Below are 25,704 nucleotides of genomic sequence, written 5' to 3'. Positions count from 1 at the left end.
TTACAAATTTACTCTTTTTGTTTCATCTATTTCTTTTTTCCTTCTGCTTTCTTTTGTCTCGCTGCCTTTTTGAAAACGCCAGGCGAAAGCAATACCCAGCACACGTTTGTTGTGCCGTTCGTCAACAAACGCCTGCACACCGGGAGATTGAATATCTACTTTTTGATAATTGGTGTTGAATACATCCTTGGCAAACAAGGTAACGGTGCATCTGTTACGGAACATCTTCTTTTGGATGCCGACATTCACTTCCAGCGCCGGATGTACTGTGGCTTGTCCGTAGGCCATTCGTCCATTATAATTTGCCGAAAGTTCGGCCGACCATACGGAAGTGAAAGCAAACTGGTTCATGCAGCCGAATATCGGGGTAAACATACGGTTTTTCATTTTCTGCCCTTGCTCCGTCCAACCATAATTATTATAAATACCGATAGCGGTCAGATTCACCTTCCAAAAAGAAACAGGTGAGAGGTTGGCGGCATGTACACGCATACCCGTCTGTACATAGGAAGACAGATTCTGGGGCATTACATAGATACGCCGCCCCTCCTGTTCGCGATAGCTCTTCATGATAGCATCATCTGTATGCGAGAAAAAGAGCACTGTCTGAAACCAGTCACGATACACATACCCCAACTCTATATTATCAGAGAAAGAAGGATGCAGCTTCGTATTTCCCCCTTCATGGGTATAGTCATCAAATATATAGGTAAAAGGATTCAAATCACCATAATTGGGGCGGGTAATACGCCTGCCATACGAAAGCTGAAACAGATGTTCCGAAGTCAAACCGTATTGCAAAGCAATAGTAGGAAACAAATGGAAGTAATTCGTTGTAAACGAAGAGTCTTTCTGTTGTGTATTTCCTCCAAAATCCCCGTGTACATGGGTATGTTCCAACCTTAGACCCGCTGAGATTTTCAAGCGGTCTTTCTCATAGCCGACTTGTAGATAAGAGGCATTGATATTCTCATCATATACGAATCGGGAACCAAGTGCCCCGTCCGGCAGCCAGCCGGAAACCGACGGACGCATATAACCTGCCGTATTGTCTATCGTAACAAATGAGGTTTTGACTCCGGCCTGTAACTTCCAAACCTCACTCAATGGATAAACCGCATCTATCTGTCCGACATATAAGTCGGTATTTCCCTTCATATCCCCTTTCAATGTATCGGGCTTAAAACTATCCATCAACTGGTTTCCAACACGGTAGTAATGGAAATAATCAAAAGAAGCGCTGAGTTCTCCCCCTTCTCTTTTCAGCTTGTGCACCATACTGGTTCCGGCAGAAACATTATTCCGGTTTTGCTCCGCATGGCTGTAAGTATTTCCCGCAACTCCGGTTTCTCGGATTTCCGTAAACATGCCTGCATTTTCCCTTTGCCGGGAAAAGTTTCCACCCAATGAGACTCCCCAAACTGTCCGCTCATTGAGATAATAATCACATCCGGTACGAAAATAGTGCGAATAATTCCTACGCTTCCGGTAAGAGTCCTGCATCATCCTTCCTCCATCCCGTTCGAACGCACGGTCGATAAACAAGTCTATGACATCCTTCCCCTGATAATACGAATAGTTCAAATAAAGATTGAACTTATTCTCCCGGATATTCATGGAGGCACCTCCATAACCGCTACCCGTCCGTCCAAGACTGCCATTGCCGTTCAAGGCCAGATTCACACCGCGCAGTCTGATTTTTCTTGTACGGATATCAATCAACCCGGAGCTTCCCGCCGCATCGTGGCGTGCGGAAGGCTGGGTTATCAAGTCTATCTTATCAGCATTAGTTGCAGGAGTAGATTTCAACAGACTCATCAATTCATCTCCCGAAAGATAAGTAGGCTTGCCATCCATCAGAATCGTCGCACCGCTTTGTCCGTTCAGCAAGATATTACCATTGGAATCTATCACGACTCCCGGCAGGGAAGCAAGAACATCATAAAGACTTCCCGTACTTTGAGTGACTGACGCATCCATCCGGTAACTTGTTTTACCGGCAGATATTTCTACCAACGGGAGTTTAGCAGTTACCATAATTTCTTCCAAACGCTGGTCGGCAATCGTATCCTGCTGCGACCAAACCACCAAAGGCATACTCAATAAAATTGCCCCTAAAAAAACATTTCGATACATACTCTTCCTCATTTTTTATTTCAAAAGTAGGCAGGCTGTAGAAAGTGAACAAATTATAGTGACAAAGGAATGTTATCCAGTGACAACATGCAGTTTTACCCTATTCTTCTTTTGATATTACCAAATAACCCCTATCTTTGCAAAATCTATCAATCTGACAGTAATTGCGTAATTACACCAACAAAATTATTAGATAATGAATAAAATCATTAGCAAAGAACACTTTTCTGAAAAGGTCTTTAAGTTAGTCATTGAAGCACCATTGATTGCCAAATCACGTAAGGCAGGGCACTTTGTCATTGTACGTGTGGGCGAAAAAGGCGAACGTATGCCGCTTACCATTGCGGAAGCCGACCCGGTAAAGGGAACCATCACACTGGTGGTTCAGGAAGTCGGGCTCTCCTCTACCCGTCTTTGCGAACTGAACGAAGGCGATTATATTACGGATGTTGTCGGCCCGTTGGGACAAGCTACGCACATTGACAACTTCGGTACTGTGGTCTGTGCCGGAGGTGGTGTAGGCGTAGCTCCCATGCTCCCTATCGTGCAAGCGCTGAAAGCTGCCGGCAACCGCGTCATCACCGTACTGGCAGGACGTACCAAAGAACTGATCATCCTTGAAAAGGAGATGCGCGAAAGCTCCGACGAAGTCATTATCATGACCGACGACGGTTCCTACGGACGAAAAGGTCTGGTGACGGAAGGCGTAGAAGAAGTCATCAAGCGCGAGAAGGTGAACAAGTGTTTCGCCATCGGCCCCGCCATCATGATGAAATTTGTTTGTTTGCTGACAAAGAAATACGAAATCCCCACGGATGTATCCCTGAATACGATTATGGTTGACGGTACCGGCATGTGTGGCGCCTGCCGAATCACCATCGGAGGAAAGACCAAATTTGTATGTGTGGACGGCCCTGAGTTCGACGGACATCAAGTGGACTTCGACGAGATGCTGAAGCGTATGGGCGCTTTTAAAAACATCGAACGCGAGGAGATGCACAAGCTGGAAGAACCTCAGACCTGCCAAGCTACCGGTGAAAACATGGAAGATGAGAAAAGCCGTAATGCTGCATGGCGCCAGGAGTTACGCAAATCCATGAAAGCCAAAGAACGGACTGCCATTCCACGCGTGGAGATGAACGAGCTCGATGCAGAATACCGCTCGCACAGCCGCAAGGAGGAAGTCAACCAAGGGTTAACGAAAGAACAAGCGCTGACAGAGGCCAAACGTTGCTTGGACTGCGCCAACCCCGGATGTACGGAAGGTTGTCCGGTAGGTATCGACATCCCCCGCTTCATCAAGAACATTGAGCGCGGTGAATTCCTCGAAGCAGCCAAGACACTGAAAGAAACCAGTGCACTGCCTGCCGTCTGCGGTCGCGTCTGCCCGCAGGAGAAACAGTGCGAATCCAAATGTATCCATCTGAAAATGAACGAAAAGCCGGTAGCCATCGGCTATCTGGAACGTTTTGCCGCTGACTACGAACGGGAGAGCGGACAAATCTCCATACCTGAAATCAAGGAAAAGAACGGTATCAAAGTAGCTGTCATCGGTTCGGGTCCCGCCGGTCTGTCATTTGCCGGAGATATGGCGAAGTATGGCTATGACGTGACTGTTTTCGAAGCACTGCACGAGATTGGTGGTGTATTGAAATATGGCATTCCTGAGTTCCGCCTGCCCAACAAAGTGGTGGATGTGGAAATTGACAACCTTGCCAAAATGGGAGTAGAATTCGTCAAGGACTGTATCATCGGCAAGACGCTCAGCGTGGAACAACTGGAAGAGGAAGGCTTCAAAGGCATATTCGTAGCTTCCGGTGCAGGACTGCCCAACTTTATGAACATCCCCGGCGAGAACTCCATCAATATCCTCTCGTCCAATGAATACCTGACCCGTGTCAATCTGATGGATGCCGCCAGTGAAGACTCCGATACTCCGGTTCCTTTCGGCAAATGCGTAGCCGTGATAGGTGGTGGAAATACAGCTATGGACTCCGTACGTACCGCACGCCGTCTCGGTGCAGAGCGTGCCATGATTATCTACCGTCGTTCGGAAGAAGAAATGCCGGCACGTATCGAGGAGGTGAAACATGCCAAGGAAGAAGGTGTAGAATTCCTGACCCTCCACAACCCAATCGAATACATTGCCGACGAACAAGGAAAAGTGAAACAAGTGGTGCTTCAGAAAATGGAACTGGGTGAACCGGATGCCAGCGGACGCCGCAGTCCCGTACCCATCCCCGGAGCCACGGAAACCATCGACATCGACCTTGCCATCGTCAGCGTAGGTGTATCTCCCAACCCGATTGTCCCAAGCTCCATCAAGGGATTGGAATTGGGCCGGAAGGGAACGATTGCCGTCAATGATAACATGCAGTCGTCCATCCCGACCATCTTTGCCGGAGGCGACATTGTCCGCGGAGGTGCCACCGTAATCCTTGCCATGGGAGACGGACGAAAGGCAGCAGCAGCGATGAATGAGCAGCTAAAAAAATAAGAATCTGTCATGAAAGGTGGAGACATACGAACTCCACCTTTTTTATTCTACTACAACCTCTCCCTCTACTTTCCCCTTCTAGCATACAATTTAAATATTTCAAGAATATGAAACGTATTTATCTATCCCTCCTTCCCTGTCTGGCTTCCCTATTGGCAAGCGCCCAAGAGCCCCTAAACGGGGATTCCCTTGCCTCAGACTTTCGGTATCTGGTAAAAGAACTGGCAGCAACCCATCCCGACCCTTACAGCGGCTTCGGAGGAAAAGTATTCTTCTACGAACAAGCTTTCCATCTGGAGAACGAGTTACGCCGGACTCCCGGTACGAAACAGACCTTTTTTGACAAGGTAAGCATTTTCCTATCCAATCTGCAAGACGGACATACCTACCTTTTACCTCCCACAGCCAATCAACAAGCAAATCAGCGTTACCTGGCACTGGAAGTACGCACCATCCCCGACGGCATTATACTTCAAGGAATCCCTGAAACGTACAAAGACTTGTTAGGTAGCCGTATCACAACCATCAACGGAGATTCTTTAGAAGAGGTACTGGCCCGCACTGCCGCTATCCAAGCCAGTGAAAACCTATATGACCGTTATGCCAATCTATGCAGGTCCATGCCTACGGAACATTTCTTGAGACAGCTTTTCCCTGAAATGAAAGACAACCTTCACCTCTCACTTCTTACTCCCGACGGCAAATCAAGAGGATTAACCCTTCCCTTATTGTCAAGGCAGGAAGTGCAAAACACACCCATGCAACACAATAACAGTTGGAAAGCTTATACAGACAAACAACTGGCCTATCAGTTCATAGACAACGACAAGCAAATAATGCTCATCAATATCAACAGTATCATGGCACGGGATAATTTTGAGTATATGCAAAAACAAGGGCTGAAAGATTTATACCGGCAAATAGGATTCTATTATCGGGATATCCTGAAACAAGAGATGCCCGCCGATACCCTGCTAGCCATTCGGCAACTCCCGTCCCTTTCCGAAGTTTTCGCCCATATGCTGAAAGAGATGAAGAAGGAAGCCTCCTCCACCCTCATCATAGATTTGCGCAACAATAGCGGTGGCTGGACTCCAATTGTCCTACCCACACTTTACCAACTGTTCGGCGACCACTTCCTGCAAACGGATATGGATATAGAATTCTATCGTATCATCTCTCCCCTCTACATGCAAAAACTACAGACAAACTTACAGGATTTCAACCAAGCATACGGAACAGACTATGCCTACGGTGACTACACTTTTAGTACGGACGAAGCAGACACCACAAACATAGAACAGCGACGGACCGACTTCATCAAGAACTGTATATCCAGTGTGCCGGAAGAACTGAGAAAGCAACAAGGAAAGGCGCTCTATACTCCGGAACACATTTACGTCATTACCAACGAACGTACCTTCAGTGCAGCTTTCCACTACACTTTCTATCTGTGGAAAATGGGTGCTACCCTTGTAGGAATACCCAGCGGACAAGCCCCCAATACCTACATGGAACAAACCTTATTCCGGCTACCCTATACCGGTATGCAAGGCTCTATCTCCAACTCCATACAAATATGCTTTCCGGGCAAAGACCGGTGTGCCCACACACTTTATCCAGACTTGATGCCCACCTATCAGGATTACCAAAGATATAATTTCGATGTCCAAACTGAGATTCTGTATTTACTCGACAAGATTAAATCGGCTCCTCATTCTCATACGAACCCTGCGGAGAAGAATCAGAAGTAAAACAAAGCCCCGTTTACAAATAAATTGCAAACAGAGCTTTATTTCCATATTTCAATATGGAGACTACTTCACCACCTTGTTCGTTGCCGGGTCGGGGAAAATCACCGTCGGCTTGAACGACTTGGCTTCTTCAAAGTCCATCAGCGCGTAGGACATGATAATAACGATGTCATCAGGTTGCACCTTGCGGGCTGCCGCACCGTTCAGGCAAATTTTGCCAGAGCCACGCTCGCCTTTAATAATGTAGGTTTCAAAACGTTCACCGTTATTATTGTCGGCTATATACACCTTCTCGCCGGCAATCATGTTGGCGGCATCCATCAAATCTTCATCAATCGTAATGCTTCCCATATAGTTCAGGTTCGCTTCCGTGACGCGGGCACAATGGATTTTCGACTTCAACACTTCAATCATCATATCTTTATAAATTACGAATTACTAATTATAAATTACAAGGCAGCAGGCTCTTTGTACTTGATATTATCAATCAGACGAACTTCCCCACAGAATACTGTGATGCAACCCACAGCATAAGAAGTTTCCTCCCAATCGGTAATCTTCTGTAAGGTATTGCCATCCACCAGCTCAAAGTATTCCAAACGCAATCCGGGGGCGGCTGCGATGGTGTCTTCCACAAACTTCTGTGTCTCAGCTACCGTATGTGAAGCTCCAAAGGTACGACTTTCAAATAAAGTCTGCGAAATTTTCAGTGCATTTTTACGTTCTTCGGCAGATAAACGGGCATTGCGACTGCTCAGAGCCAACCCGTCTTCCTCACGCACAATCGGACACCCTACAATTTCCAAAGGATACTTCATCTGGCAGACCATCTCGCGAATAATTGCCAGCTGCTGGAAATCTTTCTCGCCGAAGTAGGCACGATCCGGCTGCACAGCATCAAACAGTTTGCTCACAATCTGGCAGACACCGTTAAAATGTTCCGGACGGAATGCCCCTTCCATCACTGTGTCCAGCGGCGCATAGCTGAAACGGCGGGTATCCGGTTCCGGATACATCTCTTCCACTGAAGGTGCAAAGACAAATGCCGCTCCACACTCCTCCAGCAAACGGCAATCAGCCTCCGGCGTACGGGGATATTTCACTAAATCATTCTTGTCATTAAACTGGGTCGGATTTACAAAAACGCTTACTACGGCAGCGTCGTTTTCTGCCACACAACGTTTCACCAATGAGGCATGACCGGCATGCAAGGCACCCATCGTTGGCACCAGACCTACCTTCTTTCCTTGGGCTCTCAAAGCCGAAAGTCCGGCCTGCAAGTCCTTGATAGTATGTACTATTTCCATTTTAATTGGTTATATAATAACTTGGTTGTTCGCAAAAGCGGTGCAAAATAAACCATTATTTAGCATATAAAGAAGAAATATCGCAAATTAATGCAAAACTCAGTACACTTTCCGGCAATTCCAGAAGCAGCTGTCTCACTGAATAACAAGCAGTTAACAATTCATAAGGAATTATAGACGGGCTCCGTTTGCTTTATTGCCCGATTTTTTTTATATCTTTGCAGAATAATTGAGAACATTGTTATTATGACAAAGGCGAACAAGGTTTTATTTATAACCCAAGAAATTACCCCTTACGTTTCAGAATCCGAAATGTCCCTCGTAGGCAGAAACCTACCTCAGGCTATTCAAGAAAAAGGCAGAGAAATCAGAACGTTTATGCCCAAATGGGGAAATATCAACGAACGCAGAAACCAGCTGCATGAGGTGATACGACTCTCCGGCATGAACCTCATCATTGACGATACCGATCACCCGCTCATCATCAAGGTTGCCTCTATCCAGTCTGCACGTATGCAAGTATACTTCATCGACAACGATGACTACTTCCAGAACCGCTTGCAGGTAACAGACGAAAATGGTGAAGAGTATGAAGACAATGATGCCCGTGCCATCTTCTATGCCCGCGGCGTACTGGAAACGGTGAAGAAACTGCGTTGGTGTCCCGACATCATCCACTGCCACGGCTGGATGACCGCTTTAGCGCCTCTGTACATCAAAAAAGTCTATAAAGACGAACCTTCCTTCAGAGATGCCAAGGTCATATTTTCCCTTTATGAAGATGACTTCAAACAACCTTTCCACGCAGACTTCTCTAACAAGCTATTGTTGAAAGGCATCGCCAAGAAAGATATTGCAGGATTGAAGGAACCCATTGACTACACAGCACTTTGCAAACTGGCTGCTGACTTCTCCGACGGCATTATCCAGCAAAGCGAACACGTCAATGAGGAAGTACTGAACTATGCCCGCGAATCCGGAAAACCGGTATTGGAATATCAATCTCCCGAGAACTTTGCTGAAGCCTGCAATGACTTCTACGACAAGGTATGGGAAACAGAACAAAAATAAAATCGATTTAGACAGTTAAAACTATGAAAGTAAGATACCTGGGAACATTGCTTTTGGCAGTCCTGACTTTCTTTGGATGCGATGACAACACCGGAACATTAGGTCTGGGTATGTTGCCCGATTCTGACGGCATGTCAGCGCATACTACTACTTTTAATGTAACAACACGTTCATTTGCCGTTGATTCTGTATTTGCCAAAACGAGTACCGGCTATATAGGCAAGTTTTCCGACCCGGAATTCGGTTATTACGAAACAAGTTTCCTTACGGAGCTGAACTGTACGGAAAACTTCTCCCTTCCGGAAGTGTATAAAGTGACCGAACGGGACAGTGAAGGAAATCCAATCAAGGCAACTGGTACAATGACTGCCGACTCGGTAGTTTCAGTGCAACTTGCAGTCTATTATTCCAGTTGGTTCGGCGACTCCCTGAATGCATGCCGGATGAGTATCTATGAATTGGACAAGAAGCTGGACAAAAATCGCTATACCAATATCAATCCGGAAGAGTACTACAACAAGTACGACCCCAAGTCCCTGCTCGGACGTAAGGCTTATTCAGCTTTCGATACGTCTGTTCCGGACTCTGTGAGATTTGAAAAAGACAATAACGGTTATTACACTTTCTATCCCAATGTGACGTTCCCATTGGACAAGAAAACTTTCGGCGAAGACAGAATATTGAAGGTTTATCGCGAGCATCCCGAATACTTTAAAGACGCCGCAACTTTCATAGACAAGATTTTCAAAGGAGTATATGTAAAGAGCGATTACGGAGATGGAACCATCCTCTATGTGGATTATGTGGCTTTAAATATGCAATTCCGTTTCCACCACGTAAATGATACTACCGGTGTAGCACTGAAGAAAAAAGATGGTACAGACTCTTTGTTCTATAGCATGCAGACTGTATTTGCCTCTACCAAAGAGGTTATCCAGGCAAACCAGTTCATGAATTCTGATTTGATAAAGGAAAAGGCTGCCGAACCCCAACACACTTATATCAAATCTCCTGCCGGTATCTTCACCGAAGCTATCATGCCATACGATTCAATATACAACAAACTGACCAATGACACCCTGAATGCCGTGAAGCTGACTTTCACGAATTACAATATAAACAGTGACTACGAATATAGCATGAGTGCTCCCAATGACGTGCTGTTGATACGTAAACAGGACTTGAAGAGCTTCTTTGAAGAGAACAAAGTCAGGGATAATATTACCTCATTTACAACCACCCACAATGCATTTGCTACTAATCAATATGTATTCAGCAACATAGCCCGTTTGGTTACCACTTGCATCAACGAAAAACAAGCTGCCAAGAAAGCCGCCAAAGACAAAGCCGGCAGTTCTTGGAATGAGACAGAGTGGGAGAAAACTTGGAACAAAGAAAATGAAGACTGGGATAAGGTATTGCTGATTCCGGTTTCCATTACCTATGACAACAGTACAAGTAGTAGCGGTAACAAAACCATGACCGGTATCCAAAACGACCTTAAGCCGGGATATGCCAAACTAAAAGGCGGCCCGAAAGAGAATGCAAAAGGTGAAGTGGAATCTCCGCTGAAAATAGAAGTTACATACACCAGTTTCAACAAGTAACTGACAGATATTCCATAAAAAAGCCTTCCACTCATTGTTGAGCGGAAGGCTTTTTTGATTGATGGGACAAGCTGCCGATATTATTCAGCAGCCTTTTTAGTTGTTTTCTTTGCGGCAGGCTTTTTGGCAGGAGCCTTGGTCTTTGCCGGTTTTTCTGCGGCAGATTTAGCTGTAGCCTTGCTCTCTTTCTTTTCTGCAGCCTTTATCTTCTCTAACTTGGCCTGTGCTTTCTCCAATTCCTTATGCAGTTCCTCTATCTCGGCACCTTGGTTCTGGATAGTGGTCAGCAATGCATTCAGCTCTTCATTATCTATATCCACCGGATAGAGAGAATCGACACGTTTGATAAAGTCACCAAGAATATTCATATAATTGGTAAAAGCATCAAAAGGAGATTCATAAATGCCACGGTTCAAACCGACACCGCTTTGCTTGGTAGTCATGAAACGGAAGTTGTTACTTGCCTGCAGATAATCCCAGTCTTGCTTGATACGGCGGTCATCACAGAGATGGACACGTTCGGCAACACTATACAGCTTGTTGAATGCTTCACGCTGCATCACATTACCCAGCCAACAGCTGGTATCTCTTTCTTCGTCCACCCAAGACATCGGGTATGGAACATCCAACTGGGAAACAGATTTCAGTTTGGTAACGATTTCCGTCGGTGTGGAGAAAGTAATCCCCTTTTCCTTGGCACAGTATGGAAGAGCCTTCAGGAATTCCAGAATATTGGAAGACAACGGCTGTGCCATACCCAGAGCAGAGAGTTCCATAAAGACATTGATGACCTGCTCTTCCTGCGGCAGAGCGTCAATCCAGTTGATGTACTTGTCGGCAAACAAAGGATACTCGTTCCACTCGGAGTTGGAGAAGCGCAGGCTGATGTCGTCAGACAGCTTAAAATCACGCAACAGTAACTTCAAGTTAGGATTCATAGAGCAATGGTATACATAGTGCGGACTCTTCCAACCCAGAACATGCTTGGCTCCTTCCGTCAGCATACCCTTGAATCCCAAAGCTGCCACCATCGCACCAATCTCATCATTATAAATCAGGCTGGAATTACGGAACACCTTCGGCGCCTTACCGAACATTTGCTTCATCTTAGCGCTCTGACGCATCACCTCTTCCTTGAAGCAATCCTCGTTGGCCAGAGAAGAAAGGCCATGGGAATAAGGCTCGGCAAGGAACTCACAGCAACCGGTATCATTCAGCTGGTGCAACAAGTCGATGACAGCCGGTGCATATATTTCCAACTGCTCCAGCGCAACCCCCGAGATGGAGAAAGCCACTTTAAACGCACCTCCGGAATTCTTCACCATTTCAATCAAGGTGTTCAATGCCGGGATATAAGAGCGTTCGGCTACATCATTGATACTGGTTTCATTGGCATAATCATCGTAGTAATAATGATCGGTACCTATATCAAAGAAACGGTAACGTTTCAGATGAATGATTTGATGTATTTCAAAATAAAGACAGATAGTTCTCATTTCTATTATTGTTTTTGTTATTTACCATAGTTTCTTAACACATCCTCGTAGAGGGCGCGGATTCTCAAGCCTACTTTTTCCCACGTGATTCCATCCACTTCTTTCCTGCCTTCCTCCTGCAGATATTGGAAGAGAGCGGGATTAGTGCAGAGGGAATAAATGGCATCGGCCATTGCATGAATGTCCCAATAATCGGTCTTAATGACCTTATCAAGAATTTCACCGCATCCCGACTGCTTGGAAATGATGGAAGGAGTCCCACACTGCATGGCTTCCAGCGGAGCGATACCGAAAGGCTCGGAAACGGAAGGCATAACGAATACATCACTGTTCTTGTAAACCTCATATACCTGCTTTCCCTTCATGAAGCCCGGGAAGTGGAACCGGTCGGCGATGCCCCGCTCGGCTGCCAGATTAATCATGGCATCCATCATATCTCCCGAACCGGCCATAACAAAGCGGATGTTGCGGGCACGCTGCAATACCAGCGAAGCTGCTTCCACAAAGTATTCCGGTCCCTTCTGCATGGTGATACGGCCCAGGAATGTCACAATCTTCTCTTTGGAATGGTCGGGACGTGGAATGTCCTGGTATTCCTGCGAGAGAGGATAGACGGCATTGTGCATGGCAAACACCTTCTTGGGGTTCTGATGGTACTGCTCAATAACCGTGCGGCGGGTCAGTTCGGACACGCACATGATGCAGTCGGCATAATCCATACCGTTCTTCTCCATAGAATAGACGGTAGGATTGACTTTTCCACGTGAACGGTCAAAGTCAGTAGCATGGACATGGATGCAGAGCGGCTTTCCGCTCACCATCTTGGCATGCACTCCGGCGGGATACGTCAGCCAGTCGTGGGCATGAATAATATCAAATTCCTGCTGGCGAGCCACTACTCCGGCAATCACCGAGAAGTTGTTTATCTCTTCGTGCAGGTTGCCGGGATAACCGCCGGCAAAGTCCATGCAGCCTATGTCATTGACGTGCATATAAGAGAAATCCGAATAGATATGGTCACGAAAAGAATAATAATCTTCCGGCGTCATGTTGCGCGTCAGCCTCGACTTCAAATAATTGTAATCGACATCACGCCACACGATAGGCACCTGGTTCATGCCCACTATCTTCAAGAAGTCCTCTTCTTCGCCCGTCGGCTTGGGCATGCAGAAAGTAGTTTCCACATCACCCTGCAAACTTAATCCCTTAGTTATTCCATAAGAAGCAACCGCAAGACCACCATATATTTTGGGAGGAAATTCCCATCCAAACATTAAAACTTTCATCTTCGTTCCTCCTATTATAAATTATACTTAGACAATAACTTCAAGATACGCAGGATTTCCGCCGTATTCATGGCAAATGACACCGCCCCTCTTCCAACAAACGGAGGATTACCATCGAAGAGTTCGGGCAATGCGCCAATACAGTGGGAAGTCATTTCATCTTCCATACCGATGAGGTATCTCTCTACAAACGACACGCCACTCACTTTATAGATACGCAGATATGCTTCCATGTAGAAACCCATCAGCCACGGCCATGCCGTACCCTGATGATAGGCATAATCTCTTTGAATCTGAGGACCTACATAATTCGGATTGTATCCGCCACTCTTGGGGCTCAGTGTACGCAAGCCCTTCGGAGTCAACAGTTCTTTCGTCACAATATCAAGCACCTGTTTCTTCTGGGCCCTATCCAACGGAGAATAGTCAAAGGCAACGGTAAATATCATGTTGGGACGTACGCTCCAGTCCATCATATAACCATCCACATAGTCGAACAGATAGCCATACTCATTGCGGAAGACGTCTACGAAAGACTTTCCGGTGATTTCTGCCTGAGCGTCCAGTGTATCGGCAAGAATTTCATTGCCCCCCTCCCGAACCATATCGGCTACAAAACGCAGGGCATTGTACCACAGTGCATTCACTTCTACAATGTAGCCCGTACGTGGAATAACCGGGCGGCCATTGGCGGTAGAGTTCATCCAGGTAACCGCTTTCTCGGTGCCATTGGTATACAACAGTCCGTTTTCGTGCAGGAAGAGATTGTCATGCCTGCGTTCATGGATATAGTCAACAATCTCCTCGAGAAGATTACCGTACATCTGCCGGCAATTTTCACGCGAAGTCTCCTTGGCATACTGCTGTAAAGCCCAGACAGCCCACAGCAGCACATCCGGATGCTCCATCTCGTATATCTTATAGGAGGAAGGTTCTCCATTGATAAACTCACGGATAGCCTTTTCGGCTGTTTTCATCACGTCTTCAAATTCATCTTGCTCGCCTAAGGCCAAAGTAAGACCCGGCAGGGAGATGAACAAGTCACGGGCGCGACACTTGAACCAAGGATAGCCTGCAAGCACATAATGCTCCTCCCCCTGCTTGTTGTGAAACTGGTGCGCCGAGTTTTTCAGACAGTGGTAAAAACTGTCACGCGGAGTGCGGTCGGCCACCTCGGACTCAAAAGTCTGCTTCAGCTTGCGGGGAGAAATCTCGGAGATACCGGCGGAGAAGACAACGCTTTCCCCTTTCTTTATATCCACTTCAAAATATCCCGGCACATAAAGGTCTTCGTTGAAGTCATATCCGCGTTCCTGTTCTTTGGGATACTCGATACCACGATACCAGTCAGGCTGGAAGTGGAACTCATTCTTTTTGTTGAGCTGCATGAACAACTCCGGATAACCGGGATACATGCAGGTTTTAATGCCATTCTCTACCAACTGGTAGTCGCGGCTTGCCTGCGCATTTTCGTGCGTGTACTCGCGCACACTGCGGAATGCCAGGAAAGGGCGGAAACGAAGTGTGGTTGCCGAATGGGCATCGACCAAGGTATAACGAATCAGAATCCGATTTTCATGGTGTACGAAAATCTTTTCCTTACGAAGGATGACGCCTCCTACACGATAGGTAGTTGTGGGGATATTTTCACAGTCAAACTCTCGGATATACTTGTGCCCGTTAGGACTGAAGTGGTTTCCTTGATACTTATGCAACCCCAGGTTGAACTCCGCACCGTGCTGAATTACAGTTTCATCCAAAGAAGACAGCAGCACATGGTTTTCATCATCGAGGTTGGGGACCGGTATCACCAACAGACCGTGATATTTGCGTGTGTTACAATCTACAATTGTTGTACAATGATAGGCTCCCGACCTATTCGTCCGCAATATCTCCCTTGGCAAAGATTCTTGCAGATTAATCATCAGGGTCTTGTCAAATCGTAAATAACTCATAGTTGTGCATTATTTAAAGGTTAATTATTTCGGTATATGCGCTACAAGCCATGTAGCGATGCCCAAAAATACGAATTAAAGCTTATAGGCAAAATAAAAAGTCAGTTTTTTTTCGGTTTTCGTCAAATATTCCGTAGTATTGTACAAAAATAGCAATCACTGTACGAAATATGAAGCATGATATACGCAGAATGGCATTGGCGGCGGTTATACCCCTATTCCTGCTATTCATTTTATACATTTTAAAGTTTTTGGAGACAGGCATGGATTGGAACTTCACACGACTGGGAGTATATCCGATGGAACAGCGGGGCGTGTTCGGAATTTTCGCACATCCACTGGTACACAGCAGTTTCAAGCATCTGTTCGCCAATACGATTCCACTCTTTTTCCTGATGTGGTGTCTGTTCTATTTCTACCGGCATATAGCCCCCTACATCTTCTTTGCCATTTGGATAGGATGCGGTGCGCTTACCTTTCTTATAGGGAAACCGGGATGGCATATCGGAGCCAGCGGCATCATATACGGACTGGCTTTTTTTCTGTTCTTCAGCGGCATTCTGCGCAAACATGTACCGCTTATCGCCATTTCACTGTTGATAACGTTCCTATATGGCGGCCTGGTATGGAATATGTTCCCACAATTTGCCAAAGCCACCACTTCCTGGGAAGGACACCTTAGCGGAGCCATAGCAGGCACGCTATGCGCCATAGGCTTTATGGAATACGGTCCCCAACGGCCCGATCCGTTTGCCGGAGAGGAAGACGAAGAGGAAGACGAAGAGGAAGACGAAGATGAGGAAAACAATGAGGATGAGGACGATAAGAAGGAAGAGGAGAAGGATGAGGATTCGTCTACAAGGATTGAATAGCACGTTTAAGAAACAATAAAAAAAACAAAAAGAGGGGCAAAGAGTTTACAGTACACCTTGATAATATCTACTTTTGTTTCAAAACAAGAAGAAAAAGCATTATGAATACAATGTTTGATACATTACTGCAACTGCCACTCTTTCAAGGACTCGCACAAGAAGACTTTACCAATATCCTGGGGAAAGTCAAGCTGAGCTTTACAAAGCATAAAGCCGGCGAAGTTATCGTGAAAGCCGGTGACACATGCAGTCAACTGATATTCGTATTGAAAGGTGAAATCTCCTCATGTACTTCATCTGCGAATACATCATACAGCTCCACGGAATATTTTCAGGCACCTTATGTCATCGAGCCACAATCTCTGTTCGGGATGAGCACCTCCTACGTCTCGGCCTATACCGCCCAAACCGAGACCCACACAGTGAGCATCAGCAAGGCTTTCGTCATGAGCGAATTGTTCAAATATGACATATTCCGCCTGAATTACATGAATATCATCAGCAACCGCGCCCAAAGCCTAAACAGCCGTCTTTGGGCAGAAAGCACCGACAACCTTGAGAAACGTATCGGCAACTTTATCCTGACACATATCGAACGTCCGTCAGGCAGGAAAATACTGAAAATAAAAATGGAAGAATTGGCTCAGGTGGTCAATGATACCCGTATGGGAGTATCAAGAGCGTTGAACAGCATGCAGGAGAAAGGCCTGCTCGAACTGCACAGAGGCGAGATGATGATTCCCGACGCAGAAAAGCTCTTATAGGCCACCTGAACCGAGATTTCCTACAACACCTTGTCTATCGCTTTCTTTATCAAGGCTTCCATCACTTTATACCCTTCTAGAGTGGGGTGTACCCCATCCCGGGTATACGAGGAGTTCAGAGCCTTATTGTCGCCTTCCACCATCTCACTGTAATAGTCGACATAAGGAATCTTGTTTTCCTGGGCATACTTCCGGATTCTGGCATTCAGCTGCATTATCTTTTGCGGAGCATCCTTCACCGAAGGATTCCAGCCAAAGGCAGCGGCAGGCAACACAGACGTCAAAATCACCTTTATCTTATTGGCCCGTGCCAGCTCTACCATAGACACTATATTTCCAAAAGTGTATTCTTCATTATAAGCGCCTGCATTTTCCGCAATGTCATTGGTACCTGCATTTATCACGACCAGCGCCGGAGCAAGCTTGATGACATCTTCGCGAAAACGGAGCAGGAAATGGGAAGAAGTCTGCCCGCCTATACCACGGCCCACATAACCGTTGTCTTCAAAGAAAGCGGCATCGTTTGCCACCCATCCTTCCGTGATGGAGTTGCCCATAAAAACCACCCGGTCCTTCTGTTTTCCCTTCCGTACCAGTTCCTTGTTTGCCTCTGCATAGCGTTTCAAATTTCCCCAGTCCTGCTTCTGTGCGTCAGAGGCTACCCAGGGGATGCACAAAAAGACAGCAATCATACATAAAAGTTTCATTGTTCTATTCTTTGTTGTTTTGTTATAAAAAAAACAGCCCCACCGTTTTTAAGGTGAGGCTATCATTATCATTGGTCAATCTCACTCCCACTCGATAGTCGCATTGGGTTTCGGAGACATATCATAACAAACGCGATTGACGGTTTTCACTTCCTTGAGAATACGGTCGGTAATCTTCATTAGGATGGGCCAGTCCACCGGCTCAATGGTAGCGGTCATGGCATCCACTGTGTTGACGGCACGGATAATGACGGGCCAGTCGAACGAACGTGCATTGTCGCGTACACCCACAGATTTGAAATCGGGCACCACAGTGAAATACTGCCATACCTTCTTATCCAGGCCTGCCAGTTGGAATTCCTCACGCAGAATGGCATCCGACTCGCGTACAGCCTCCAAGCGGTCACGGGTAATGGCTCCCAGACAACGTACTCCCAATCCGGGACCGGGGAACGGCTGACGGTAAACCATCTCGTACGGCAATCCAAGCTCTACACCGCATGCACGTACTTCGTCCTTGAACAGCTGGCGCAACGGCTCCACCAATTCAAACTGCAAATCCTCGGGCAGACCGCCTACGTTGTGATGAGACTTCACCATCTTGGCTGTTTTTGTGCCACTCTCTACAATATCGGGATAGATGGTACCTTGTCCCAGGAAGTCGATACCGTCCAGCTTGCGGGCTTCTTCCTCAAAGACACGGATAAACTCTCCGCCGATAATCTTGCGCTTTTCTTCCGGGTCAGCCACGTTTTCCAGCTTGGAGAGGAAACGGTCTGTAGCATCCACGTATATCAAGTTAGCTTTCAGCTCCTTGCCAAAGATTTCCACCACGGCTTCCGATTCGCCCTTACGCATCAGTCCGTGGTTCACGTGTACGCAAACCAGCTTGTCTCCGATGGCTTTCAGCAGCAAAGCGGCCACCACGGAGCTATCCACACCACCGGACAGTGCCAGCAGCACCTTACGGTCGCCCACCTGACGACGTATCAACTCCACCTGGTCGTTGACGAAATTCGTCATGTTCCAGTTCGCCTCAGCCTTGCAAGTATCGAATACGAAAGATTTCACAGCCTCCTTGATGGCTTCCACATCATCCGTAAACTGCGGCAGCTTCACTTCGCACAGCGCCTTGTCGTGTCCGGCAGCCATTACGGGGAATCCCGCTTCGTAAATCTCGGGCAACACGTCGATGGACACCCCGTCAACCACATTGTTGGGGCCGCCGTTGATGATGATGCCTTTCACATTCGGCAAGGCCTTCAGTTCGGCGGCAGTAATGTCGTGCGGGTAGATTTCGCTATATACTCCCAACGCACGAATCGCCCGGGCAAGCACTGTGTTCTCATGGCTTCCCAAATCCAGAATCACAATCATATCCTGCTTCATTCTTCTATATTGTTTTTAAGTTAATAATTTCAGTAGGTCTTATTCCCATTCTATTGTGCTGGGTGGTTTTGAAGAGATGTCATAGGTCACGCGGTTCACACCTTTCACCTTATTTATAATGTCGTTGGACACCTTACCCAGGAATTCGTAGGGCAGATGCGCCCAGTCGGCTGTCATGGCATCGGTGGAAGTGACGGCACGCAAGGCCACTGCACGTTCATAGGTGCGTTCGTCGCCCATCACGCCCACACTCTGTACGGGCAGAAGAATGACGCCCGCCTGCCAGACCTGATGGTAGAGCGATGTCTCGTTGCCGTCGGCATCCTGCACTTTCCAGTCACGCAAGCCCTGAATGAAAATATCGTCGGCTTCCTGCAAAGTATGCACCTTCTCCGGTGTTATATCCCCCAGGATGCGGACAGCCAGTCCCGGACCGGGGAAAGGATGACGGGTAATCAAATGTTCGGGCATTCCCAATTCGCGTCCCACGCGGCGTACTTCGTCCTTGAACAGCCACTGCAACGGTTCGCACAGACGGAGGTTCATCTCCTCGGGCAGACCGCCCACGTTGTGATGGCTCTTGATGGTCTTGCCCGTAATGTTTAGGCTCTCGATGCGGTCGGGATAAATGGTGCCTTGTGCCAACCAACGGGCATCGGTTATCTTGTGCGCTTCGGCATCGAAGACCTCGATAAAATCGCGGCCGATGATTTTACGCTTTTGCTCAGGCTCGGTCACTCCCTCCAAATCCTTGAAGAACTTCTCGCTGGCATCCACGCCAATCACGTTCAGTCCCAGGCATTCGTAGTCGTGCATCACATTCTTGAACTCATTCTTGCGAAGCAGTCCGTGGTCCACAAAGATACAGGTCAAGTTCTTGCCAATGGCACGATGCAGCAACACAGCGGCTACCGAAGAATCCACACCGCCACTCAGTCCCAGGATAACTCGGTCGTTGCCAAGCTGCTCCTTCAGTTCGGCCACAGTAGTATCTACAAACGATGCGGCGCTCCAGCTCTGGCTGCAACCGCATACGTCCACCACGAAGTTGCGCAGCATCTGCGTACCGTCCTCGCTATGAAATACTTCCGGATGGAACTGCACTCCCCACATCTCCTCGCCGGACACCTGGTAAGCAGCAATCGCTACCTTGTCCGTAGAAGCTATAATCTTGAAGTTGTCGGGAATGGCTGTAATCGTGTCTCCATGGCTCATCCATACTTGGGTATTCTTCCTTACCCCTTTGAAAAGGACATTCTCCGAATCGAAAGAACCGAGATGGGCACGTCCGTACTCGCGGGTTCCTGCCGGCTCCACCCGTCCACCGTTGCTGTAGGAGATAAACTGCGCACCGTAGCAGATACCCAGAATGGGGTATTTCCCACGAATCCCGCTCAAATCTACCTTGAATGCACTCTTATCATAAACAGAAAAGGGGCTACCCGAAAGGATAACTCCTTTTACACTCTCATCTCCGTATGGAAATTTGTTGTAAGGTACAATCTCGCAATAGACATTCAATTCGCGCAGCCGGCGGCCGATGAGCTGCGTGGTTTGCGAACCGAAATCAAGAATAATAATCTTCTCTTGCATATAAATCCGTATAGACTTTAATAAATGATTTGCAAAAGTAGAAAAAGTAAAGGAATTATCAGGGATAATGTGACAGAAAAACGTTTTTTTACTAAAAACAGCTTTAATTTCAGGCTAGAACTATCCACAAGGATACTAAAAGCTATTCTTACTACAACCGTGCTGTTTTCTTACCACAGCTATGCAACTTGCTTACCACAGCAATGTTATTTTCTTACCACGGCTGTGGTAAGATTACTGCTTAGTATAAAAAGGGACAGTTTCCGGCGGTACCGGGGAGAGTTAAATGCATTAGGGAATGTATCAAAAGCCATGAACGCTTTCATCATGTTATAATATTAGGCGCGGAATTCTAAGACCTACGCAAGTTTCCTGTGCAAAAACTTGTGTAGGTCTTAGAATTCCGCGCCTAAAAAAAGCGTCAAGAGGGTTTTGACATCCCTATGAAGTTCCGCTTCGATATTACTTTTCTTTCAGCAAATCACGGATTTCGGTCAGCAGCACCTCTTCCTTGCTCGGGGCAGGGGGAGCCGGAGGAGCGGCAGGCGCCTCTTCTTTCTTCTTTTCAGTCAGCTTGGTCAACAACTTTATGAACATGAAGATAGAGAATGCTATAATCAGGAAGTCGAAGGTGACCTGCAAGAAATTACCGTAATTCAGGGTCACGGCAGCAATTTCTTTTCCGTCCACCATTTCGGCAGGTTTCAGCACCCACTTCAAGTCTGTAAAGTTGACACCGCCCACCAGCAGCCCGATAGGAGGCATAATCACATCTGCCACAATGGAGGAGACGATTTTTCCGAATGCCCCACCGATAATCACACCGACGGCCATGTCTATCACATTGCCCTTCATGGCAAAAGCCTTAAATTCCTGTAAAAATGAACTTTTTCCCATCTTTTCAATTATTTAATTATGATTTTGGTTACGAATATAAAAACATTTTCTTACTTTTGCACCGCAAATCAGAAAGAATTGCAATTAGTAAGCGAAAGTTTATTTTTAAACATTATAAAACCCTTAAAAGTTTAAACAAAATGATTAAAGTAGGTATTAATGGATTCGGACGTATCGGACGTTTCGTATTCCGCGCTGCAATGAAGAGAAACGATATTCAGATCGTAGGTATCAACGACCTTTGCCCGGTAGATTACTTGGCTTACATGCTGAAGTATGACACTATGCACGGCCAGTTCGACGGTACTATCGAAGCTGATGTTGAAAACAGCAAGCTGATCGTTAACGGTCAGGCTATCCGCATCACTGCAGAAAGAAACCCGGCTGACTTGAAATGGAACGAAGTAGAGGCAGAATACGTTGTTGAATCTACTGGCTTGTTCTTGAGCAAAGACAAAGCTCAAGCTCACATCGAAGCCGGCGCAAAATATGTTGTAATGTCTGCTCCTTCTAAGGACGACACTCCGATGTTCGTTTGCGGTGTTAACGAAAAGACTTACGTTAAGGGTACTCAATTCGTATCTAACGCTTCTTGTACTACCAACTGCTTGGCTCCTATCGCTAAGGTATTGAACGACAAATGGGGTATCACTGACGGTTTGATGACTACTGTTCACTCTACAACTGCTACTCAGAAGACAGTTGACGGTCCTTCTATGAAAGACTGGAGAGGTGGTCGTGCTGCTTCCGGCAACATTATCCCGTCTTCTACCGGTGCTGCTAAGGCTGTAGGTAAAGTTATCCCGGCATTGAACGGCAAACTGACTGGTATGTCTATGCGTGTTCCGACTTTGGACGTATCTGTAGTTGACTTGACAGTTAACTTGGCTAAGCCCGCTACTTACGCTGAAATCTGCGCTGCCATGAAGGAAGCTTCTGAAGGCGAATTGAAGGGTGTTCTGGGTTACACTGAAGATGCAGTTGTTTCTTCTGACTTCTTGGGTGACACTCGCACTTCTATCTTCGACGCTAAGGCTGGTATCGCTTTGACTGATACTTTCGTTAAGGTTGTATCTTGGTATGATAACGAAATCGGTTATTCTAACAAGGTTCTTGACTTGATTGCTCACATGGCATCAGTTAACTGCTAATATACAGTTAGAAAATAATAAAAAATAGGTGACTTCTGCAGAAGTCGCCTATTTTTTTTGCAATTTTGCAGCTAGTTCGTTTTTTATCAGACCCTTTAAACATGATGAAGATTATACTAACTCTAATATTGCTTTGCTTTATGAACACTATATCGTCTCAAAATCCTTTTTTTGAAACATACTCCACGCTGCACGGCACTGTCCCGTTCGACAAGATTAAGACCGGAGATTACGTACCCGCCATCCGCGAAGGCATCCGCCGCCAAAATGCGGAAATAGAGGCCATCATCCGCAATCCGGAAGTCCCGACATTTGCCAACACAGTGTTGGCCTACGAGAAGTCCGGTGAGATGCTCCACCGTGTCAGCACTGTATTCGGCAATCTGCTCAGTGCCGAAACGGACGATGACCTGCAGGAACTGGCCAAGGAAATCATGCCGATGATGAGCGAGCATGAAAACAACATCAGCCTGAACGAAGAGCTGTTTGCACGCATCAAAGCGGTTTACGAGCAGCAAGACAAAGAGACGCTGAACCCGGAACAGCACAAGCTGCTGGAAGATATTTACAATGGTTTTGTACGCAACGGCGCCAACCTCCAGGGAGAAGCCAAGGAGAAATACCGGGCTTTATGCAAAGAGCTCAGCCTGCTGACGCTGCAGTTCAGCGAAAACAACCTGAAAGAAACGAACGACTACAAGCTTGTCATCACCGACAAGTCACAACTGGCCGGGCTACCCGAGAGCGCGGTAGAAGCCGCTGCAGAGACAGCCGGGGAAAAAGGCGTCGAAGGCTGGGTATTCACCCTGCAGGCTCCCAGCTATGGCCCTTTTCTGACCTACGCAGACAGCCGTGACCTGCGCCGTGAGCTATATATGGCCTACAATACGAAGTGTACGCATGACAACGCCAGCAATAATCTGGAAATCGTAAAGAAACTGGCCAATGTCCGTATGGAGATTGCCCAACTCCTAGGCTATGACAACTTCGCCGAATACAACCTCCAGGAGCGCATGGCACAAAACAGTGAGTCCGTGTATAAGCTGCTGGACCAACTGCTGGAGGCTTACACGCCTACCGCCAAACAAGAATATGCAGAAGTGCAAGCCCTGGCACGCCAAGCGGAAGGAGAAGACTTCGTCCTGATGCCGTGGGACTGGGCGTACTATTCCCATAAACTGAAAGACCGGAAGTTCAATATCGACGATGAGCTGCTCCGCCCTTACTTTGAGCTGAACAACGTGAAGCAAGGCGTATTCGGCCTGGCAACCAGGCTGTATGGCATCACCTTCAAGAAGAATCCGGATATTCCCGTTTATCATAAGGATGTGGATGCCTACGAAGTCTTCGACAAAGACGGGAAATTCCTTGCCGTGTTCTATACCGACTTCCACCCCAGAGCAGGCAAGCGCTCGGGAGCCTGGATGACCAGCTACAAGGAACAGTGGATTGACGAAAAGACCGGTGAGAACAGCCGTCCCCACATATCCATTGTGATGAACTTCACCAAACCGACACAGGACAAACCTGCTTTGTTGACCTTCGGCGAGGTAGAAACCTTCCTGCACGAATTCGGACACAGCCTGCATGGTATGTTTGCCAATTCCACCTACGGAAGCCTAAGCGGGACCAATGTGTATTGGGACTTTGTGGAACTCCCCTCCCAATTCATGGAGAACTTTGCCATCGAAAAGGAATTCCTGCATACGTTTGCCCGCCATTACCAAACCGGAGAACTGATACCGGACGAACTGGTACAGCGCATTGTGGATTCCTCCAACTTCAACGCGGCATACGCCTGCCTCCGCCAGGTTAGCTTCGGCCTGCTCGATATGGCTTGGTACACACGTAACACCCCGTTTGAAGGTGACGTGAAAGCCTATGAAAAGAAGGCTTGGGAAAAAGCACAGATTCTGCCTTCTGTGGCAGAAACCTGCATGAGCACACAATTCTCCCATATCTTTGCCGGAGGATATTCTGCCGGATACTATAGTTATAAATGGGCAGAGGTGCTGGATGCAGATGCTTTCTCGCTATTCAAGCAGACGGGCATCTTCAACCCGGAGACTGCCGCCTCCTTCCGAGAGAATATCCTTTCCAAAGGCGGAACGGAACATCCGATGACGCTCTATAAACGCTTCCGCGGACAAGAGCCTACAATCGACGCATTATTAATCAGAAATGGAATAAAGAAATGAAGAGACTTATAAGGAACATCTTTTGCATGTTGCTCATGTTTTCGCTGCTCCCCCTGCTAAGCGGTTGCGACAACGAGGACGATGTTATCGGAATATTCACCGGGAAGACATGGAAGCTCAGCCGACTCACCAATAAAGGCAGCAATGCCCAATTCTATCCAAACCTTTGGAACAACAATGAGGAAGAGATGAAGAAGAGTCTGGACAAGCTATATAATCAGAAAAGCACCTTCACCCTCAATTTTGAAGGTACTGAACTGGATGGAGAACTGATGGGCACCACCGTCAACGGACAAGGCATCAACTCAAGCGTCAACGGCACTTGGAAAGCCGACGGAGCTTCAGGCTCGCTCAGCATCAGTGTGAAGGTTACGGGGGCTGCAGAAAGCGATGCACTGGCCAAGGCATTCATCTCCGGATTGCAAAACGTGTACAAGTATGAAGGGGATGCCAATTCACTGACCCTCTATTTTAAAGACGGACCGACAACCAGAGTCATGGGATTCACCCCGCAACGATAAAGCATAAATATGATGGACGATTCTACAAAAGACAAACAAGAAGCATTGGATAGGCGTTATATACGTATGGCAAGCATTTGGGCCGAAAATTCGTATTGCCAACGCCGCCAGGTCGGTGCACTGATTGTAAAAGACAAGATGATTATCTCTGACGGCTACAACGGTACCCCTTCCGGTTTTGAGAATGTATGCGAAGATGAGAATAACGTCACCAAACCATACGTGCTCCATGCCGAAGCAAACGCCATTACCAAAATAGCCCGTTCAAACAACAGCAGTAACGGTGCCACCATGTACGTCACTGCCTCCCCCTGCATAGAATGCTCCAAACTGATTATCCAGGCAGGCATCAAACGGGTAGTCTACTCCGAGAAATACCGCCTGGAAGATGGTATCGAACTTTTGAAACGGGCAGGCATCGAGGTAGTGTTTATTTCAATGGATAATGAAAAGTTGAAAATGGAAAGTTGAAAGTTGCATGCGCAGCCAAATAGTAAATTGTA

The 25,704-nt window shown here is 47.0% G+C and carries 20 protein-coding genes; 10 read left to right on the top strand and 10 right to left on the bottom strand.

Going from position 1 to position 25,704, the window contains the following annotated elements; translation table 11 throughout:
- Positions 1 to 2,136, bottom strand: coding sequence for a TonB-dependent receptor domain-containing protein (locus DW896_RS17775; RefSeq protein WP_005835473.1), 2,136 nt, complete (start codon positions 2,134 to 2,136; stop codon positions 1 to 3).
- Positions 2,137 to 2,332: 196 nt separating this feature from the next.
- Between DW896_RS17775 and DW896_RS17770 the strand changes: the two genes are divergently transcribed.
- A complete protein-coding gene (locus DW896_RS17770; RefSeq protein ID WP_016272629.1) occupies positions 2,333 to 4,633 on the top strand; it encodes a bifunctional dihydroorotate dehydrogenase B NAD binding subunit/NADPH-dependent glutamate synthase in 2,301 nt (766 codons plus the stop codon).
- A 107-nt stretch (positions 4,634 to 4,740) separates the two neighbouring features.
- Positions 4,741 to 6,387 carry a S41 family peptidase gene (locus tag DW896_RS17765; protein ID WP_009037057.1) on the top strand — a complete coding sequence of 549 codons (1,647 nt, stop codon included), beginning with the start codon at positions 4,741 to 4,743 and terminating at the stop codon, positions 6,385 to 6,387.
- A gap of 63 nt (positions 6,388 to 6,450) precedes the next feature.
- Here the strand turns inward: DW896_RS17765 and panD are convergent, their stop codons facing one another.
- Entirely contained in the window at positions 6,451 to 6,804 is a 354-nt protein-coding gene (panD, locus tag DW896_RS17760; RefSeq protein ID WP_005823568.1) for an aspartate 1-decarboxylase, read from the bottom strand.
- Positions 6,805 to 6,836: 32 nt separating this feature from the next.
- Entirely contained in the window at positions 6,837 to 7,694 is an 858-nt protein-coding gene (gene panC / locus DW896_RS17755) for a pantoate--beta-alanine ligase (protein WP_009037058.1), read from the bottom strand.
- A 246-nt stretch (positions 7,695 to 7,940) separates the two neighbouring features.
- On the opposite strand from panC, the gene DW896_RS17750 reads away from it, so the two are divergent.
- Both DW896_RS17750 and DW896_RS17745 read left to right on the top strand, forming a co-directional pair.
- Positions 7,941 to 8,765 carry a glycogen/starch synthase gene (locus DW896_RS17750; RefSeq protein WP_009037059.1) on the top strand — a complete coding sequence of 275 codons (825 nt, stop codon included), beginning with the start codon at positions 7,941 to 7,943 and terminating at the stop codon, positions 8,763 to 8,765.
- 23 nt (positions 8,766 to 8,788) lie between these two features.
- Positions 8,789 to 10,372 (top strand): DUF4270 domain-containing protein, encoded by a 1,584-nt coding sequence (locus DW896_RS17745; protein WP_005835469.1) that lies wholly within the window; start codon positions 8,789 to 8,791, stop codon positions 10,370 to 10,372.
- Positions 10,373 to 10,452: 80 nt separating this feature from the next.
- Here DW896_RS17745 and DW896_RS17740 read toward each other — a convergent pair whose 3' ends face one another.
- From DW896_RS17740 to DW896_RS17730, 3 genes are read right to left on the bottom strand one after another with little or no spacing between them, the layout of a single operon-like run.
- The gene (locus tag DW896_RS17740; protein ID WP_005823576.1) at positions 10,453 to 11,868 is read right to left on the bottom strand and encodes a glycoside hydrolase family 57 protein; all 1,416 of its coding nucleotides are present in this window, start codon (positions 11,866 to 11,868) and stop codon (positions 10,453 to 10,455) included.
- Positions 11,869 to 11,885: 17 nt separating this feature from the next.
- Positions 11,886 to 13,154 (bottom strand): glycosyltransferase family 4 protein, encoded by a 1,269-nt coding sequence (locus DW896_RS17735; protein ID WP_005823578.1) that lies wholly within the window; start codon positions 13,152 to 13,154, stop codon positions 11,886 to 11,888.
- 14 nt (positions 13,155 to 13,168) lie between these two features.
- A complete protein-coding gene (locus tag DW896_RS17730; protein WP_005823580.1) occupies positions 13,169 to 15,109 on the bottom strand; it encodes a glycogen debranching enzyme N-terminal domain-containing protein in 1,941 nt (646 codons plus the stop codon).
- Between the two features lie 170 nt (positions 15,110 to 15,279).
- Here DW896_RS17730 and DW896_RS17725 point away from each other — a divergent pair, with 170 nt between their 5' ends.
- Together DW896_RS17725 and DW896_RS17720 are read left to right on the top strand one after the other, a co-directional pair.
- Positions 15,280 to 15,981, top strand: coding sequence for a rhomboid family intramembrane serine protease (locus DW896_RS17725; protein ID WP_009037060.1), 702 nt, complete (start codon positions 15,280 to 15,282; stop codon positions 15,979 to 15,981).
- A 101-nt stretch (positions 15,982 to 16,082) separates the two neighbouring features.
- Complete coding sequence (locus DW896_RS17720; protein WP_005823588.1) at positions 16,083 to 16,745, top strand: Crp/Fnr family transcriptional regulator; 663 nt, start codon at positions 16,083 to 16,085, stop codon at positions 16,743 to 16,745.
- A 20-nt stretch (positions 16,746 to 16,765) separates the two neighbouring features.
- On the opposite strand, the gene DW896_RS17715 is transcribed toward DW896_RS17720, so the two are convergent.
- From DW896_RS17715 to mscL, 4 genes are all read right to left on the bottom strand, one after another.
- Positions 16,766 to 17,452 carry an SGNH/GDSL hydrolase family protein gene (locus DW896_RS17715; protein ID WP_005823589.1) on the bottom strand — a complete coding sequence of 229 codons (687 nt, stop codon included), beginning with the start codon at positions 17,450 to 17,452 and terminating at the stop codon, positions 16,766 to 16,768.
- Between the two features lie 81 nt (positions 17,453 to 17,533).
- The gene (gene guaA / locus DW896_RS17710) at positions 17,534 to 18,841 is read right to left on the bottom strand and encodes a glutamine-hydrolyzing GMP synthase (protein ID WP_005823591.1); all 1,308 of its coding nucleotides are present in this window, start codon (positions 18,839 to 18,841) and stop codon (positions 17,534 to 17,536) included.
- A gap of 39 nt (positions 18,842 to 18,880) precedes the next feature.
- Entirely contained in the window at positions 18,881 to 20,434 is a 1,554-nt protein-coding gene (gene guaA, locus DW896_RS17705) for a glutamine-hydrolyzing GMP synthase (RefSeq protein WP_005823593.1), read from the bottom strand.
- Positions 20,435 to 20,896: 462 nt separating this feature from the next.
- A complete protein-coding gene (gene mscL, locus DW896_RS17695) occupies positions 20,897 to 21,331 on the bottom strand; it encodes a large-conductance mechanosensitive channel protein MscL (RefSeq protein WP_005835461.1) in 435 nt (144 codons plus the stop codon).
- Positions 21,332 to 21,471: 140 nt separating this feature from the next.
- On the opposite strand from mscL, the gene gap reads away from it, so the two are divergent.
- The 4 genes from gap to DW896_RS17675 all read left to right on the top strand — a co-directional run bounded on the left by gap (position 21,472) and on the right by DW896_RS17675 (position 25,672).
- Positions 21,472 to 22,482, top strand: coding sequence for a type I glyceraldehyde-3-phosphate dehydrogenase (gene gap, locus DW896_RS17690; protein ID WP_005835458.1), 1,011 nt, complete (start codon positions 21,472 to 21,474; stop codon positions 22,480 to 22,482).
- Positions 22,483 to 22,622: 140 nt separating this feature from the next.
- Positions 22,623 to 24,680: a M3 family metallopeptidase gene (locus DW896_RS17685; RefSeq protein WP_034528799.1), complete on the top strand. Its 2,058-nt coding sequence runs from the start codon at positions 22,623 to 22,625 to the stop codon at positions 24,678 to 24,680.
- Complete coding sequence (locus DW896_RS17680; protein WP_009037063.1) at positions 24,677 to 25,201, top strand: DUF4847 family protein; 525 nt, start codon at positions 24,677 to 24,679, stop codon at positions 25,199 to 25,201. The genes DW896_RS17685 and DW896_RS17680 overlap by 4 nt, the downstream gene beginning before the upstream one ends.
- Positions 25,202 to 25,213: 12 nt before the next feature.
- The gene (locus tag DW896_RS17675) at positions 25,214 to 25,672 is read left to right on the top strand and encodes a dCMP deaminase family protein (protein ID WP_005835453.1); all 459 of its coding nucleotides are present in this window, start codon (positions 25,214 to 25,216) and stop codon (positions 25,670 to 25,672) included.
- Positions 25,673 to 25,704 lie beyond the last annotated feature (32 nt).

The sequence above is a fragment of the Bacteroides sp. AM41-16 genome (genome assembly GCF_003603495.1).
GTDB classification, from domain to species: domain Bacteria; phylum Bacteroidota; class Bacteroidia; order Bacteroidales; family Bacteroidaceae; genus Bacteroides; species Bacteroides uniformis.
This window is presented reverse-complemented; position numbering and strand designations above follow the sequence as displayed.